Below are 14,781 nucleotides of genomic sequence, written 5' to 3'. Positions count from 1 at the left end.
GGAATATCATGCGTCGTTTTATTCACTGGTTTTTCTACCTGAGCCTTCTTTCGCTTTTTGGCATGCTGAGTTTTCATGCCCATGCTCAGACCTCATCTTGCCGCACCACGCGCGATCAGTGGGTCGTTCAGGTGCCCTACGCCATAGGGTATGCGCCCGGCACGGCGGACTGGACGCCGATATCTGCGCCGATACAGTCTACCGGGGCGGATTTCTACAGCTGTGATGGCGGGAATGATGCCTGGCGTAGTATCGGCTTTGTCGACGTGGATAACCCCGTCGGCACCGTGGTTGGTGAAGACGGGGCGTCACGTCACGTCTATAAAACTCAGATCGACGGCATCGGCTATGCGCTGGGGTTCCGGGAACAGCAGTACTGCGGCGCCGATGCGGTACGCTATATTGACGGCACAAGTCAGGTGAATGGCAATGAGTCCCGGCGCATTTGCGACGCATCGCAAAACCCCGCCTTTGCCAGCGCCTCAATGTATAAAATGCAGTTCTGGGTGGTGTTTTACAAAATTCCAACGACCAGCGCCATGCCTGACGATAACGCCAATTCCCAGGAGCAAAATGTCGGATCGCTGATATTGCAGGCGGGAGAAAATCAAGCCAGCGCCACCAACGTGGCGACACCGGTACAGATCCATCTCGCCAGCTTCACCGTCAGGCGTACCAGCTGTTCAGTGGGTTCTCGCAGCATTCTTGTTCCCATGGGGAGCGTGAGCCAGCGTGATTTTCACGGTATCGGCTCCCGCGCCGGAGGCGGACGCTTCAGCATTCCGGTGACCTGCGAAAATAACACGGCGGTGAAGATGGGTTTCTTTGGCGATACCACGCCGGGCAACGATCGGGCGCTGGCATTGACGAAACAGGAGGATAGCGCCAGCGGTGTCGGGATCGAACTGCTTTACGGTGACAATACCGGTTCGGTTCAGGGGCAGGTGGTACCGTGGAACACCCCACAGGTGTCAGCATTTGGGCAAGTGGGGGATAACCAGACGCAAACCTTCTGGTTTGATGCGCATTACCTTCAGACGGAAGAGAACGTGACGGCGGGAAAAGCGGATGCGATGGCGACGTTTAACCTGATTTACAACTGAGTTTCCCCTGCCGCAGCGGCAGGGGAGGGCGATCAGAACGCGGTCTTACAAAAACCCGTCATCTCTTTCAGGCCCATTTCGCGACCAAGCTCAGTCATCGGGTGCACCACCACCAGGCCACGGACGCTTTTCTTAAGCTTGCCCATGTCGGCCTGCTCTTTTTTGGTGATCGCGCGGCGATGCGGCATGTTCATCAGCTTCTGCGCTTCTTTACTCAGCTTCTGGCCTTTCACTTCGCGCAGGCGTTCAATTTCCGCCTCCAGCTTCACGGACTCTTTTTCCAGCTCGGCATATTTCTCGGCGGAATCGACCAGGGAGAGGCCAGCCATCTGATGGCGGATCAGATCCAGACGGTCGCTCAGGCGTTTAATTTCGTTCTTTTCGACTTCTTTCATGACAAATAACTCTGAAAACGGGGAATTTACAGGGAAGGATACACCAATGTGTGCGGGCTTACTTCTGAAACGCTTTTTTTAAGCTGATTTTAGAAATCAGCTCAGTCAAGGAAAGCACCATGGTGGAGCGCACAACCTGTTGATAACGCAGCTTTTGCATCGCGTACAGATCAGGGTCGCTGTTATCAAACTGAGGTGCGGGAGGGAGCGCGGATACGCAGTGCAGTTCGCCGAAGGGCCCCAGTATCTCATCATCGGTAAAGGTGTACTCATTACCGTCATGATTGAGCTCTTCGCGCAGCGCCATTAACAGCTCGGCGTCTTCATACTCCTGGCGGTTCAGCACGCCAAGACCGTAAATCAGCTTCAGCCGTACCGATAAATCGCCCAGCGGTCCGTCTCCGTCCAGTAACGGTTCTACAGCATACTTTACCGCGTAGTCGTCTTTGCGAAACACCTGAAGCACCAGAATGTTCACCGCCTCGGTTAACAGCTCGACGGCGGCAATCAGGAAACTTCGTACGGTTTTGCCAGCATTCAGACGCTCAAGCACACGATTTTCAAAGGCCTGGGTTTGTTCCATTATTGCCTGCATATCTGACAATCTGTTATTCGGGCGCAGGCTAACCTGCGCCGGACTCTGCATCATTTGGTTGCGTTGTATGCGCTGACCGCCTCCGCAACTACGTCACTGTTGGCATCCAGACCGGAGATCTGCGCCAGCGCAGCCTGCGCGCCTTTGTCATCAATCAGCTGAGCCAGCTCAATCGCCTGCGGGTCCTGCTCGCTGCGGTAGTGCATGGCGGCAGCGATGCCCTTCACCAGGTTAGCGTGCGGCAGGCCGTATTCCAGCGTGCCCAGCAGCGGTTTAATCAGGCGGTCGCCCGCGCTTAGTTTACGCAGCGGCTGACGACCCACGCGCTCAACGTCATCTTTCAGATACGGGTTTTCAAAACGACCGAGGATTTTCTGGATGTATGCCGCGTGTTTATCAGCATCAAAACCGTAGCGTTTGATCAGCACCGCGCCGCTCTCTTCCATTGCCCCTTTGACCACCGCACGGATGTTCTCATCGAGGATCGCGTCACGAATCGTCTGATGACCGGCCAATTTTCCGAGGTACGCGGTTATAGCATGCCCGGTGTTCAGCGTGAAGAGTTTACGTTCGACAAATGCCATCAGGTTATCGGTTAATTCCATTCCCGGAATGGTCGGCAGCGCGCCCTTAAACTGGGTTTTATCAACGATCCACTCGCTGAAGGTTTCCACGGTCACTTCCAGCGGGTCGTTGGTGGCGGATGCTGACGGCGGAACGATGCGATCCACGGCGGAATCCACAAAACCCACGTGCGCTTCAACCCAGGCTTTATCTTCGTCGGCGACGGCCGCAAGAACGTGGCCTTTCAGCTGCGTGGTGCCGCGCACCATGTTTTCACAGGCGATGATGTTCAGCGGTGTTTCAACGCCCTGTGCTTTACGCTTCGCCAGGCCTTTCGCAACCGCCGGGGCGATACGCTCAAGCACCACCGGACCCACGGCGGTGGTGACCAGATCAACGCTCGCGATGAGGTCAATCACGTCGTCGCCAATGCTACTTACCGCGTTGACGCCAGAGACCGTTTCAACCTGTTCGTTTTCACCCACCACGTGAACCTGATAGCTATGACGGGCATTCAGGGCATCCAGAACCACCTGATTCACATCGGCGAATGTCAGGGTAATGCCCGCGTCTGCCAGCAGTTTACCGATAAAGCCACGACCGATATTACCTGCGCCAAAATGTAATGCTTTCATAGTGTTAACCTTCATCAATGTTTTTACCCGAGAGGGCTGGGGTGAGGAACGTTTTCCCCTCACCCTAGCCCTCTCCCCGGGGGGAGAGGGAAGAGGCGCTGTTACTTGTTCAGCAGGGCCAGAACTTCTTCAACGCTGGTGGTGTTGGCCAGACGCTCAATAACCGTTTCGTCATCCAGCGCGTTGGTCAGGCTGGTAATCACCTGGATATGCTCGTTGTTGCGAGCGGCGATACCAATCACCAGACGGGCGATGTCGTCCTCTTCTTCACCGAAGCGCACACCATCAGGATACTGACAGAACACCACGCCGGTTTTCAGCACGCGGTCTTTGGCTTCTACCGTACCGTGTGGAACCGCGATGGATTCACCCAGGTAGGTTGGGGTCAGCTTTTCGCGTTCCAGCATCGCCTCAACGTACTCAGGCTGAACGTAGCCGCCTTTCACCAGCTGCTCACCGGCGAAGCGAATGGCCTCTTCTTTATTGGTCGCCGTGCGGCCAAGGAAGATGTTTTCAGCGCCCAGTTTGAACAGATGCGCGTTGCTCTCGTCGAAGCTGTCTTGCAGGCTGGTACGCACTTTCACTTCGTTATCTTCATGGCGCTGCGCCGCCACCAGGCGTTCGGTCAGGCTGGCGTACAGGCCGCTGTCGAGGAAGTTGGTCAGGGAAATGTGCTGTGCCTGCGGTACCTGACGCATAGCGCGTTCGGTCAGATCGCGGTGCGTGATCACCAGGTCAACGTCCGGCGGCAGGCTGTTAATCGCGCTGTTGGTGACGGAGATGTTGGTCAGACCCGCATCCTGCACTTTCTTCCGCAGTACGCCCGCACCCATTGCGCTGGAGCCCATACCGGCATCACAGGCCACGATGATTTTACGCACGTGGCTCAGGTCGTTAGAGACATCTCCCGCCGCCAGCGGCGTTGCGCCTTTGGATTCGGCTTTCATGTCATGCATACGACGGGTTGCCGCTTCGATATCGTCGTCTTCTTTCACCTTGCTGGTTTTCAGCAGGATAGCGGAGGCCACGAAGGAGACCGCCATGGCCGCACAGATCGCCGCGATGTTCGCGAAGTAGGCGCCTTTCGGGGTCATCGCCAGCACCGCCAGGATAGAGCCTGGAGAAGCAGGAGACACCAGACCACCGCCCAGTACGCTCAGGGTGAACACACCGGTCATACCGCCAAGGATAACGGCCAGGATCAGACGTGGGTTCATCAGCACATATGGGAAGTAAATTTCGTGAATACCGCCCAGGAAGTGAATGATCGCCGCGCCGCCAGCAGACTGTTTCGCGCTGCCGCGACCAAAGAACATGTATGCCAGCAGAACGCCCATACCCGGACCCGGGTTCGCTTCAATCAGGAAGAAGATGGACTTGCCGAGATCGTGTGACTGCTGAATACCCAGCGGTGAGAAGATACCGTGGTTGATGGCGTTGTTCAGGAACAGGATTTTCGCTGGTTCAACAAAGATAGACGCCAGCGGCAGCATGTCGTGCGCCACCATGAAGTTAACGCCCGCGGCCAGCAGCTTGGACAGCACTTCAACCGCCGGGCCAATGCCGAGGAACGCCAGAATCGCGAGGATCATCCCGATGATGCCCGCAGAGAAGTTGTTCACCAGCATTTCGAAGCCGGATTTGATCTTGCCATCAACCCAGACGTCAAATTTCTTGATCGCCCAGCCGCCCAGAGGACCGGCAATCATCGCACCGAGGAACATCGGCATATCCGCACCGACGATCACCCCCATGGTTGTGATGGCACCCACGACGCCACCGCGGTCACCGCCCACCAGACGACCACCGGTATAACCGATGAGCAGTGGCAGGAGATAGGTAATCATTGGGCCAACAAGTTTTGCCAGCGTTTCGTTAGGCAACCACCCTGTCGGAATAAATAATGCGGTGATAATACCCCACGCGATAAACGCGCCGATATTTGGCATCACCATGTTGCTGAGGAAACGACCAAAGCTTTGCACTTTGATCTTGAAATCGGATGACATAAAACACCCCTTCTTATGTTTACGCTTAGGCTTGTGGCCCGAGGTTTATCGTTAATGTGCGGCGGCAGAGGTAGCCGGGCCCTGTTCTGATGCTGTGAAATCTGGCACTGAATCGTTCAACTGTCCAGACAGTGAAATTTTGTGTGATCTGAATCACATGAATGTAGGGGGTGAGGACATTAGTGAAGTGATCGCGATCACAAAATGAGTGTGTAAAAAAAATACATCGCTCAGAAATACGCCATAATGGGCGGCGTTTTGTGATTTGCATCACAATGTTAAGTTGGTTGTTTGTTTCCAGATTGTGATTTGATTCACAAAATATTTTTATGCAGATTTCTCCCGTATCCCCTCATGGCAGGAATGCGATACGCACACCTGCCTTTTTCCACGGCTTGATCCATACTGACCTCTTTGTGGGCATTAAGGATAAGCAATGAAACTCATCGGCAGTTATACCAGTCCTTTCGTGCGTAAGATTTCGATTCTCCTGCTGGAGAAAGGGATTGAATTTGAATTCGTAAATGAACAGCCCTACAACGCAGAGAACGGCGTTGCGCAGTACAACCCGCTGGGGAAAGTCCCGGCGCTGGTAACGGACGAGGGCGATTACTGGTTTGATTCCCCGATCATTGCGGAGTACATCGAACTGCTTGGCGTTGCGCCAGCCATGCTGCCGGCGGATCCAAAAGCAGCGCTGGCGATGAAGCAAATTGAAGCCCTGGCGGATGGCATTATGGATGCGGCATTGACGTCCGTACGCGAGCAGGCAAGGCCCGCCGCCCAGCAGTCAGAAAATGAGCTGCTGCGCCAGCGCGAAAAAATCAGCCGCAGCCTGGATATGTGCGAACAGCTGATCCGCGACGGGAAAATTCAGAGCGATAGCCTGAATCTGGCGACGATCGCCATCGCCTGCGCCATTGGCTACCTCAATTTCCGCCGCGTCTCGCCGGGCTGGTGCGTGGATCGTCCGCTGCTGGTCAAACTGGCGGAGACGCTCTTCCAGCGCGAAAGTTTTGCCCGGACTGAACCGCCAAAGGCTTGATGCGGGTTATAACACTTCCTGGCGGGAGGCGGTACAATCCCCCCACATGTTAACTCCCTCTCCCGTCGGGAGGGGGGAAGATATTTACTCGCCAGGCGCATTCATGACTACTCATCATTCCCTCTACAGCCAGATCCCCGCTACCGATCGACTGCTTCGTGACCCGCGCATCACTGCAGTGCTGGAGCAGTTTGGCCATACTGCAACGGTCGACATGCTACGCCAGCTTCAGGACGATGCGCGTCGCCATATTCAGGCTGAGAACGCGCTACCCGGCTGGTGCGTGGCGTGGGCGCAGGAAGTTGAACGCAGGCTGAGCAAGCACGGGCAAAGCGCGTTGCGCCCGGTTATTAACCTGACAGGCACGGTTCTGCACACCAATCTGGGCCGGGCACAGCAGGCCGAAGAGGCAACAGAGGCCGTCACCCGTGCCATGCGCTCGCCGGTGACGCTGGAGTACGATCTGGACGGCGCCGGGCGTGGGCATCGCGATCGCGCACTGGCGGATCTTCTCTGCCAGATCACCGGCGCGGAAGATGCCTGCATTGTGAATAACAACGCGGCGGCGGTGCTGTTAATGCTGGCGGCCACCGCGAGCGGAAAAGAGGTTGTCGTCTCTCGCGGCGAGCTGGTGGAGATCGGCGGGGCGTTTCGTATTCCGGACGTCATGCGCCAGGCGGGCTGCACGCTGCATGAAGTGGGCACAACCAACCGTACCCATGCAAAAGATTATCGCGCGGCGATGAATGAAAACACCGCCCTGCTGATGAAAGTGCATACCAGCAATTACCACATTGAGGGTTTCACCAAAACGGTGGAAGAGGCCGAACTGGCCGCCATTGGGCGCGAGCTAAACGTGCCGGTGATTGCCGATCTCGGCAGCGGTTCGCTGGTGGATATGCGCCAGTACGGTCTGCCGAAAGAGCCCATGGTGCAGGAAATGGTTGCCGCGGGCGTAAGCCTGGTCAGTTTCTCCGGTGATAAATTGCTGGGCGGGCCGCAGGCGGGGATTATCGTCGGCAGGCGCGAGCTGATTGCGCAGCTACAGCAGCACCCGCTTAAGCGCGCCCTGCGTGCCGATAAAATGACGCTGGCCGCGCTGGAAGCCACGCTGCGGCTCTATCTCCACCCGGAGAAACTGGCTGACCGCCTGCCCACGTTGCGTTTGCTGAGCCGTGATGCGGCCTCCATTCGCGCGCAGGCGGAAGCGCTACTGCCGCAGGTTGCTCCTCATTACCCTGAGTTTGACGTTCGTATCGAGCCTTGCCTGTCGCAAATTGGCAGCGGCTCGCTGCCGGTGGACAGGTTACCGAGCGAAGCGCTGACGTTCACCCCGCGCGACGGACGCGGAAGCCAGCTTGAGGCGCTGTCGGCGCGCTGGCGCGCATTACCGACGCCGGTGATTGGCCGGATCGGTGACAGTCGCATGTGGCTGGATTTACGCTGTCTGGAAGATGAAGTGCGGTTTCTGGAGATGATGTTGAAATGATTATTGCCACCGCCGGTCACGTTGACCACGGCAAAACCACGTTATTGCAGGCCATTACGGGCGTGAATGCCGATCGCCTGCCGGAAGAGAAAAAGCGCGGCATGACCATTGACCTGGGTTACGCCTACTGGCCGCAGCCCGACGGTCGCGTGCTGGGCTTTATCGACGTGCCCGGCCACGAGAAGTTTCTTTCCAATATGCTCGCGGGCGTGGGCGGGATCGATCACGCTCTGCTGGTGGTCGCGTGCGATGACGGGGTGATGGCGCAAACGCGCGAGCATCTGGCGATCCTCCAGCTGACGGGAAACCCGCAGTTGACCGTCGCCCTCACCAAAGCGGACCGTGTGGATAAGGCGCGAATCGACGAGGTGCGTGAAGAGGTGCTGACGGCGCTGAGTGAATACGGTTTTAAGGATGCGTCACTGTTTGTCACCGTGGCGACAGAAGGCCGCGGTATCGACGCTCTTCGCGACCATTTGCAGCAGATCCCGTCTCGTGAACATGCCAGCCATCACCGCTTCCGTCTGGCGATCGACAGGGCATTTACCGTGAAAGGGGCTGGGCTGGTGGTGACCGGCACCGCGCTGAGCGGCGAAGTGAACGTGGGCGATACCCTGTGGCTGACGGGCGTGAACAAACCGATGCGCGTGCGCGGGCTTCACGCGCAAAACCAGCCGGTGGAACAGGCCCACGCCGGGCAGCGTATCGCGCTGAATATTGCCGGTGATGCCGAAAAAGACCAGCTTAACCGCGGCGACTGGCTGCTGGCCGACGCGCCGCCGGAGCCTTCTGAACGGATCATCGTTTCTCTCCAGACCCATAATCCGCTGACCCAGTGGCAGCCGCTGCATATCCACCACGCGGCCAGCCATATCACCGGACGCGTGTCGCTGCTGGAAAACGATCTCGCCGAACTGGTGTTCGACTCCCCGCTCTGGCTGGCGGATAACGACCGCCTGGTTCTGCGCGATATTTCGGCGCGGGAAACGCTGGCGGGCGCGCGCGTGGTCATGCTGGATCCGCCCCGTCGCGGCAAGCGTAAGCCCGAGTATTTACAGTGGCTGGCCGCACTGGCCCAGGCCCGCGATGATAAGTCTGCGTTAGATATCCACCTTGAGCGTGGTGCGGTGAATCTGGCGGCGTTCGCCTGGGCGCGCCAGCTCAGCGGCGAAGGATTGCGTCTTCTGACGCAGGAGCCAGGTTTTATTCAGGCCGGGAACAGCCTGCTGAACGCGCCGGTGGCGGCATGCTGGCAGCGCAAAGTGCTGAGCACGCTGGCGACCTACCATGAACAGCATCAGGATGAGCCCGGTCCGGGTCGTGAACGTCTGCGGCGCATGGCGTTGCCCATGGAAGACGACGCGCTGGTGCTGTTGCTGATTGAAAACATGCGTGAAAGCGGCGTGATTGCAAGTCATCACGGCTGGCTGCACCTGCCGGAACACAAGGCCGGTTTTACCGCTGAGCAGGACGCGGTCTGGCAAAAAGTGGCGGCGCTGTTTGGCGATGAACCGTGGTGGGTGCGCGATCTGGCGCGTGAAACCAATACCGATGAGCAGCTGATGCGTCAGGTACTGCGCCATGCGGCGCAGCAGGGGATGATTGTGGCGATCGTGAAAGATCGTTATTACCGCAACGATCGGATCGTGGCGTTTGCGAACCTGATCCGGGAGCTGGATCAGGCGCGCGGATCAACCTGCGCCGCAGACTTCCGCGATCGGCTGAACGTGGGACGCAAACTGGCGATTCAGATCCTGGAGTATTTCAACCGCATCGGGTTTACGCGTCGTCGTGGCAATGACCATGTGCTACGCGACGCGCAGTTATTTCCCTAAGCGTTAAGCGCTACGCGCCTGCTTCTGCTTAGCCAGCCAGACCGCGCCCAGCCTTCCCGCCTGGTTACCCAGCTCGCAGGGAAGGATGGGCACCCGGAGCGCTTCCCACTCCTCGAATCGCTGTAGGTATTTATCCAGCAGGAGATAGATTTTCTCCTGCTCGCTAATGCCGCCGCCAATCAGCACCGCCTGCGGATCAAACATGGAGATCACGCTGTAGATGCCCCGCGAGAGGAAATGCGCCCACTCTTCTATGGCCTCACGCAGATGCACGTCGCTGTCCATGCGTCTAAACAGCTCCTCACCATCAGGCATCTCATCTTCCGACACGGCCAGCGCGCGGCGGCAGGCTTTCATCAGGCCGCTGGCGGACGCCACTTCGTGCATCGGCTCGCCGTTGTTGCCAACGGGCAGCACGCCAAACTCACCCGCCCGGTAGTGCGACCCACGGTAGAGATCGCCCTCCATGACGATACCGCCGCCGACGCCGGTGCCGATGGTGATGCAGACAAAATGCTCATAATCCTTACCGGCGCCCTGCCAGCGTTCGCCCAGCGCCGCGCAGTTGGCGTCATTTTCGGTTGTTACGGGGAGATCGGTCAGCTGTGCGAAAAGCTCGCACAGGTTTTCACCGTCAAGGTAATCCAGCGCCCCGGCCTTGGCCGCTTCGCCGGTATGGTGATTGATGTGGCCCGGAAAACTCACGCCGATGCCGACGATCTCATGCTCCTGGCGGTACTTATCCACCACCGCTTTCCACTTCTGTTTGAAGGTGCTTTCATCGTCAGGCGTATCATATTCATCGGATGTCAGTTCTTCGCCGTTTTCGTTGATCACGCCGTGTTTGATGTGGGTTCCGCCCACGTCAAAGCCGATAAATAGCTGCATTGCATTGTTCCTCATGAGCCCCTGAGCTATTAAGTATGGCTCCGGCGGCAGAAACGAAACGTAAAGTACGGTAATCCGTGATACGGCTCGTAAACCCGTTACCGACTGGCGAGAAAATCACCAGCCGGAACTACCCTTGTTGTACACCTACTGCAAGGAGACGGTCATGACAAACAATCCTCCCTCATCGCGTATCCAGCCAGGCGAGTTTGGTTTTCCTCTTAAGCTGAAGCCCCGCTATGACAACTTTATCGGCGGCGACTGGGTGGCGCCCGTCGACGGTGAGTACTATTCCAACCTGACGCCCGTTACCGGCCAGCCGCTGTGTGAAATTGCCAGTTCGGGCAAGCGGGATATCGATTTAGCGCTGGATGCGGCGCATAAGGCGAAAGATAAGTGGGGACAAACGTCCGTTCAGGACAGAGCGGCCATTTTGTTCAAAATCGCCGATCGGATGGAGCAGAATCTGGAGCTGCTGGCGACCGCGGAAACGTGGGACAACGGCAAGCCGATCCGGGAAACCATGGCGGCGGACGTGCCGCTGGCGATTGACCATTTCCGCTATTTTGCGTCCTGCATTCGTGCCCAGGAGGGGGGAATAAGTGAAGTTGACAAAGATACCGTGGCGTATCACTTCCACGAGCCGCTCGGCGTGGTGGGGCAAATTATTCCGTGGAACTTCCCGCTGCTGATGGCGAGCTGGAAAATGGCGCCCGCGCTGGCGGCGGGTAACTGCGTGGTGCTGAAACCTGCACGCTTAACGCCGCTTTCGGTACTGCTGCTGATGGAGGTGATTGGCGACCTGTTGCCGCCGGGGGTCATTAACGTGGTCAACGGGGCCGGGGGAGAGATCGGCGAATATCTGGCTACTTCAAAGCGTATTGCTAAAGTGGCGTTTACCGGCTCAACGGAAGTGGGTCAGCAGATCATGCAGTACGCGACCCAGAACATCATTCCGGTCACCCTGGAGCTGGGCGGGAAATCGCCGAACATCTTCTTTGCCGACGTGATGGATGAAGAGGACGCCTTCTTCGACAAAGCGCTGGAAGGGTTTGCGCTGTTCGCGTTCAACCAGGGTGAAGTCTGCACCTGTCCGAGCCGCGCGCTGGTGCAGGAATCCATTTATGAGCGCTTTATGGAGCGGGCGATCCGGCGCGTGGAGTCGATTCGCAGCGGTAATCCGCTGGATAACGTCACCCAGATGGGAGCGCAGGTATCGCATGGCCAGCTGGAAACCATCCTCAACTATATTGATATCGGTAAAAAAGAGGGGGCCGATGTGTTGACCGGCGGTCGTCGTAAGGTGCTGGGCGGCGATTTGCAGGAGGGTTACTACCTTGAGCCGACCATCCTGTTCGGTAAGAACAACATGCGCGTTTTCCAGGAGGAAATTTTTGGACCGGTGCTGGCCGTCACCACGTTTAAAACCATGGACGAGGCGCTGGAGCTCGCCAACGACACGCAGTATGGCCTGGGGGCGGGCGTCTGGAGTCGTAACGGTAATCTGGCCTATAAAATGGGCCGCGGCATTCAGGCCGGACGCGTATGGACAAACTGCTATCACGCCTATCCGGCTCATGCGGCGTTTGGCGGCTACAAGCAGTCGGGCATCGGGCGTGAAACCCATAAGATGATGCTGGAGCACTACCAGCAAACGAAATGTCTGTTAGTCAGCTACTCCGATAAACCGCTGGGGCTGTTTTAATCTCCGGGCTCAGGTCGTTCCGGGTAGGGTGACCTGAGCCGGGTTAAAGCCGGGTGGCGGCTTCGCCTTACCCGGCCTACGAGAGTGTCCGCATTTTTATCTGCAACATGACATGCCTCCTTCTTCTTTTCTCGACGCCTCTTCCTGTTTCGACAAAGCCTGGCTGCACTGCCTTTTTTAATGCGCTAATGTCATTCAATCCAGTAGTGGTGGTATGTATCATGTGTATAATCAGGGAAGGGTTGGGATGTGAAAAGTGCGGATATCATTGCTGTTCTGGTTAGCCATGGCTGGAAATGTGTAAGAACGAAGGGAAGCCATCATCAGTTTCGCCATCCAGTGCAAAAAGGGTTGGTAACCGTTCCGCATCCTAAAAAGGACATTAAACCGGGCACTCTCGCACAGATCTGGCGACAGGCGGGCATTAAACACTGATATCAGGAGTAGTTATGTTTTATCCGGCTTACATTCATTCTGATTCCGACGGTAGCGCCAGCGGTTTCTTCCCCGACGTTCCGGGATGTTTTTTTGCGGGGGATTCACTTGATGACGCTTTTCAGGATGCACGTGATGCGCTCACGGCGCACTTCGAAGCGCTGTTTGAAATGGATGAAGCATTGCCTCTCCCGGGTAGTGTCGAAGTGCACCTTGAAAATCAACCTGACGACTTCACAGGCGGGCAATGGTTGCTGGTGGATATTAATATGAAGCAATTCGACGGCAGAGCCGAACGCATCAACATCACGATGCCTCGACGTTTGCTGGTGAAGATTGATTCCTTTGTCAGCGAGCATCCTCAATTCGGCAATCGAAGCGCATTTCTGGCCGAGGCAGCACGTCGCGTGCTGCCGCGGTGAAGATTAGATGTAAAGAGCAGCAGTTGCTTTCAGGATATCTGCAAAGGAAAAAATATCATCAACTGTAGAAATTGGGTGCCGTGTTTCATTTTTTTCGAGATCAAAGAGCCCGATGTATTTTTGAGTTCGATTAAAATGCAACCGGCAAAGAGGCTTGCGGTTATTGTCGTCTACAAGAATGCCGCAATAGCTCTTTGTATCTCTATGGGTAATGCGAGGTGCCTCCAACACTGCTCGCGTGATTGCTTTAACAATATGAAAACCTTCCAACTCTTCTAAAGTGGTGATGATTTCACTCTCATCTTTTTGTTCATCATCTTCACTTTGCTGTGTTTCTGTTGGCGCTTCGACGACAGCCGGAGTAATACCTGTAATGGCAGACTTAAGCCTCTCATTAACTTGATCGTTTATGTACTGACTTGCTGCCTTTTTCGTAAGATTTTGAAAAGACTCTCTGACTTTTTGGGTTAGCATTCCGTCATATACTCGCGAAGCAAAAAACTTAACGAAATCGTCTTCTGGATTGTTAAGTTGTGTATGCAATATTCTCTTGATTTGACTAACGTATTTTAATTCTCCAGCCGCGTTTATAATGGATTCAAGATCAAAAGAAGATTTGGTGAGTTTTTTTAATTCAGGTATAACATTTTCATCAATATCAAGCAGGTCTACTTCTAAAAAAGGTTTCTCATCCATTTTATTAGGAGCGTCGAGGTCGGTATAAAACCTGTATATTTGCCCGTTCGTTAAGATGGATATCCTTGCATTTGTAACGTGGAAGTATCTGAAAAGTTGTGAAGCATGATTTATATGCAAAGACTCACCAATTTTTTTACATTCGATGAGTATTTGCACATCGTTATTTTTCATTATCGCATAGTCAATTTTTTCACCTTTTTTTGTGCCGATATCACAAACAAATTCAGGCGTAACCTCTGACGGATCAAATACGTCATAACCTAAAACATTATGAATAAAAGGCATTACAAATGCCGTTTTGGTTGCTTCTTCTGTATTAATTACTTCAATTTGCTGCCTAATTTTAGTAGATAACGCATTTAGTCTTTCTGTAAATTCCATGGGATATCCTTATTTCTTTGCTGTGTGCCTTGATGAAATATCATTAAAATGCATGCCATTCAATAAGCGCCTGTGGGTGGCACCAGTAAAAAAACGTTTCCGGGGTTTGGATCACAGAGTGATTAAAATCATTCAAAGAAAATAAGCCCGACAACGCCGAGCTTATTAAGTATATTATATATATAACGATGTGTTATTTTTTTAAATTATGCCCTCATCCACCCATATCCGCATTTCCCCTTCTCCCCGGTTTGCCCAGCTAAACCACGGAATAAAGGTCAGCGTCCGGGGCTGACGTTCTACCGGCGAGTGGTCGTACTGCCACAGAGCATCAGTGTCCTTCGCCTGACACCCGATCCCTTCCGCCTGTATCAGCATCTTGTGCGCGAAAATGCCTTTGCCTTCGAAGACCCGAAACGCGCTGTCCTGGGGCAAAGAAAGGTTATGCAGATTTGCGCCGTTATCGGCTTCTTCCAGGCAGTAAATCAGCGGTCCACGCTGCAATGCGACTTTCCTCGCCTGCTGGCTCACCTGCGGGTTGCCGTACACACGGCGGACCGGCATCGGTAACGTCAGCGTGG

At 55.4% G+C, this 14,781-nt stretch carries 13 protein-coding genes and 1 pseudogene; 7 read left to right on the top strand and 7 right to left on the bottom strand.

Going from position 1 to position 14,781, the window contains the following annotated elements:
• Positions 1–8: 8 nt before the first annotated feature.
• Positions 9–1,103, top strand: coding sequence for a fimbrial protein (locus L379_RS23520; protein ID WP_032651948.1), 1,095 nt, complete (start codon positions 9–11; stop codon positions 1,101–1,103).
• 32 nt (positions 1,104–1,135) lie between these two features.
• Here the strand turns inward: L379_RS23520 and L379_RS23525 are convergent, their stop codons facing one another.
• The 4 genes from L379_RS23525 to L379_RS23540 all read right to left on the bottom strand — a co-directional run bounded on the left by L379_RS23525 (position 1,136) and on the right by L379_RS23540 (position 5,301).
• A complete protein-coding gene (locus tag L379_RS23525) occupies positions 1,136–1,498 on the bottom strand; it encodes a YibL family ribosome-associated protein (protein ID WP_015572767.1) in 363 nt (120 codons plus the stop codon).
• A gap of 58 nt (positions 1,499–1,556) precedes the next feature.
• Positions 1,557–2,147 carry a mannitol operon repressor MtlR gene (gene mtlR / locus L379_RS23530; RefSeq protein WP_032651946.1) on the bottom strand — a complete coding sequence of 197 codons (591 nt, stop codon included), beginning with the start codon at positions 2,145–2,147 and terminating at the stop codon, positions 1,557–1,559.
• Positions 2,144–3,292, bottom strand: a complete 1,149-nt coding sequence (gene mtlD, locus L379_RS23535; RefSeq protein WP_017382581.1) for a mannitol-1-phosphate 5-dehydrogenase — start codon at positions 3,290–3,292, stop codon at positions 2,144–2,146. Before mtlD ends, mtlR begins: the two co-directional genes overlap by 4 nt.
• Before the next feature lie 101 nt (positions 3,293–3,393).
• Positions 3,394–5,301: a PTS mannitol transporter subunit IICBA gene (locus tag L379_RS23540; protein ID WP_015572764.1), complete on the bottom strand. Its 1,908-nt coding sequence runs from the start codon at positions 5,299–5,301 to the stop codon at positions 3,394–3,396.
• Between the two features lie 436 nt (positions 5,302–5,737).
• Between L379_RS23540 and L379_RS23545 the strand changes: the two genes are divergently transcribed.
• The 3 genes from L379_RS23545 (at position 5,738) to selB (ending at position 9,670) form a co-directional block, all read left to right on the top strand.
• Positions 5,738–6,346, top strand: coding sequence for a glutathione S-transferase (locus L379_RS23545; RefSeq protein ID WP_015572763.1), 609 nt, complete (start codon positions 5,738–5,740; stop codon positions 6,344–6,346).
• Positions 6,347–6,449: 103 nt separating this feature from the next.
• Positions 6,450–7,835 (top strand): L-seryl-tRNA(Sec) selenium transferase, encoded by a 1,386-nt coding sequence (gene selA, locus L379_RS23550; protein WP_032651943.1) that lies wholly within the window; start codon positions 6,450–6,452, stop codon positions 7,833–7,835.
• On the top strand, positions 7,832–9,670 hold the full coding sequence (gene selB / locus L379_RS23555) for a selenocysteine-specific translation elongation factor (RefSeq protein ID WP_032651940.1): 1,839 nt from the start codon (positions 7,832–7,834) through the stop codon (positions 9,668–9,670). The genes selA and selB overlap by 4 nt, the downstream gene beginning before the upstream one ends.
• Positions 9,671–9,673: 3 nt before the next feature.
• Here selB and L379_RS23560 read toward each other — a convergent pair whose 3' ends face one another.
• A complete protein-coding gene (locus L379_RS23560) occupies positions 9,674–10,558 on the bottom strand; it encodes an ROK family protein (RefSeq protein ID WP_032651938.1) in 885 nt (294 codons plus the stop codon).
• Between the two features lie 166 nt (positions 10,559–10,724).
• Between L379_RS23560 and aldB the strand changes: the two genes are divergently transcribed.
• The 3 genes from aldB (at position 10,725) to L379_RS23570 (ending at position 13,120) form a co-directional block, all read left to right on the top strand.
• Complete coding sequence (gene aldB / locus L379_RS23565) at positions 10,725–12,263, top strand: aldehyde dehydrogenase AldB (protein ID WP_032651936.1); 1,539 nt, start codon at positions 10,725–10,727, stop codon at positions 12,261–12,263.
• A gap of 249 nt (positions 12,264–12,512) precedes the next feature.
• A complete protein-coding gene (locus L379_RS24655) occupies positions 12,513–12,698 on the top strand; it encodes a type II toxin-antitoxin system HicA family toxin (RefSeq protein WP_071788668.1) in 186 nt (61 codons plus the stop codon).
• A gap of 14 nt (positions 12,699–12,712) precedes the next feature.
• The gene (locus L379_RS23570; protein ID WP_032651934.1) at positions 12,713–13,120 is read left to right on the top strand and encodes a type II toxin-antitoxin system HicB family antitoxin; all 408 of its coding nucleotides are present in this window, start codon (positions 12,713–12,715) and stop codon (positions 13,118–13,120) included.
• 3 nt (positions 13,121–13,123) lie between these two features.
• Here L379_RS23570 and L379_RS23575 read toward each other — a convergent pair whose 3' ends face one another.
• Positions 13,124–14,200 (bottom strand): type I restriction endonuclease, encoded by a 1,077-nt coding sequence (locus tag L379_RS23575; RefSeq protein ID WP_032651932.1) that lies wholly within the window; start codon positions 14,198–14,200, stop codon positions 13,124–13,126.
• A gap of 201 nt (positions 14,201–14,401) precedes the next feature.
• Positions 14,402–14,779, bottom strand: a pseudogene (locus L379_RS23580) (glycoside hydrolase family 127 protein); the annotation flags it as partial.
• Positions 14,780–14,781 lie beyond the last annotated feature (2 nt).

This window comes from Enterobacter sp. MGH 33 (assembly GCF_000534535.1).
GTDB lineage: Bacteria > Pseudomonadota > Gammaproteobacteria > Enterobacterales > Enterobacteriaceae > Enterobacter > Enterobacter hormaechei_C.
Note: the sequence above shows the minus strand (reverse complement) of the source record. Positions and strands in the feature narration are given on the sequence as shown.

What these genes read in the sequence shown, in the direction of transcription:
- L379_RS23520 (WP_032651948.1), top strand. Translation starts at nt 9, where the DNA reads ATGCGTCGTTTTATTCACTGGTTTTTCTACCTGAGCCTTCTTTCGCTT.
- L379_RS23525 (WP_015572767.1), bottom strand. Translation starts at nt 1,498, where the DNA reads ATGAAAGAAGTCGAAAAGAACGAAATTAAACGCCTGAGCGACCGTCTG.
- mtlR (WP_032651946.1), bottom strand. Translation starts at nt 2,147, where the DNA reads ATGATGCAGAGTCCGGCGCAGGTTAGCCTGCGCCCGAATAACAGATTG.
- mtlD (WP_017382581.1), bottom strand. Translation starts at nt 3,292, where the DNA reads ATGAAAGCATTACATTTTGGCGCAGGTAATATCGGTCGTGGCTTTATC.
- L379_RS23540 (WP_015572764.1), bottom strand. Translation starts at nt 5,301, where the DNA reads ATGTCATCCGATTTCAAGATCAAAGTGCAAAGCTTTGGTCGTTTCCTC.
- L379_RS23545 (WP_015572763.1), top strand. Translation starts at nt 5,738, where the DNA reads ATGAAACTCATCGGCAGTTATACCAGTCCTTTCGTGCGTAAGATTTCG.
- selA (WP_032651943.1), top strand. Translation starts at nt 6,450, where the DNA reads ATGACTACTCATCATTCCCTCTACAGCCAGATCCCCGCTACCGATCGA.
- selB (WP_032651940.1), top strand. Translation starts at nt 7,832, where the DNA reads ATGATTATTGCCACCGCCGGTCACGTTGACCACGGCAAAACCACGTTA.
- L379_RS23560 (WP_032651938.1), bottom strand. Translation starts at nt 10,558, where the DNA reads ATGCAGCTATTTATCGGCTTTGACGTGGGCGGAACCCACATCAAACAC.
- aldB (WP_032651936.1), top strand. Translation starts at nt 10,725, where the DNA reads ATGACAAACAATCCTCCCTCATCGCGTATCCAGCCAGGCGAGTTTGGT.
- L379_RS23570 (WP_032651934.1), top strand. Translation starts at nt 12,713, where the DNA reads ATGTTTTATCCGGCTTACATTCATTCTGATTCCGACGGTAGCGCCAGC.
- L379_RS23575 (WP_032651932.1), bottom strand. Translation starts at nt 14,200, where the DNA reads ATGGAATTTACAGAAAGACTAAATGCGTTATCTACTAAAATTAGGCAG.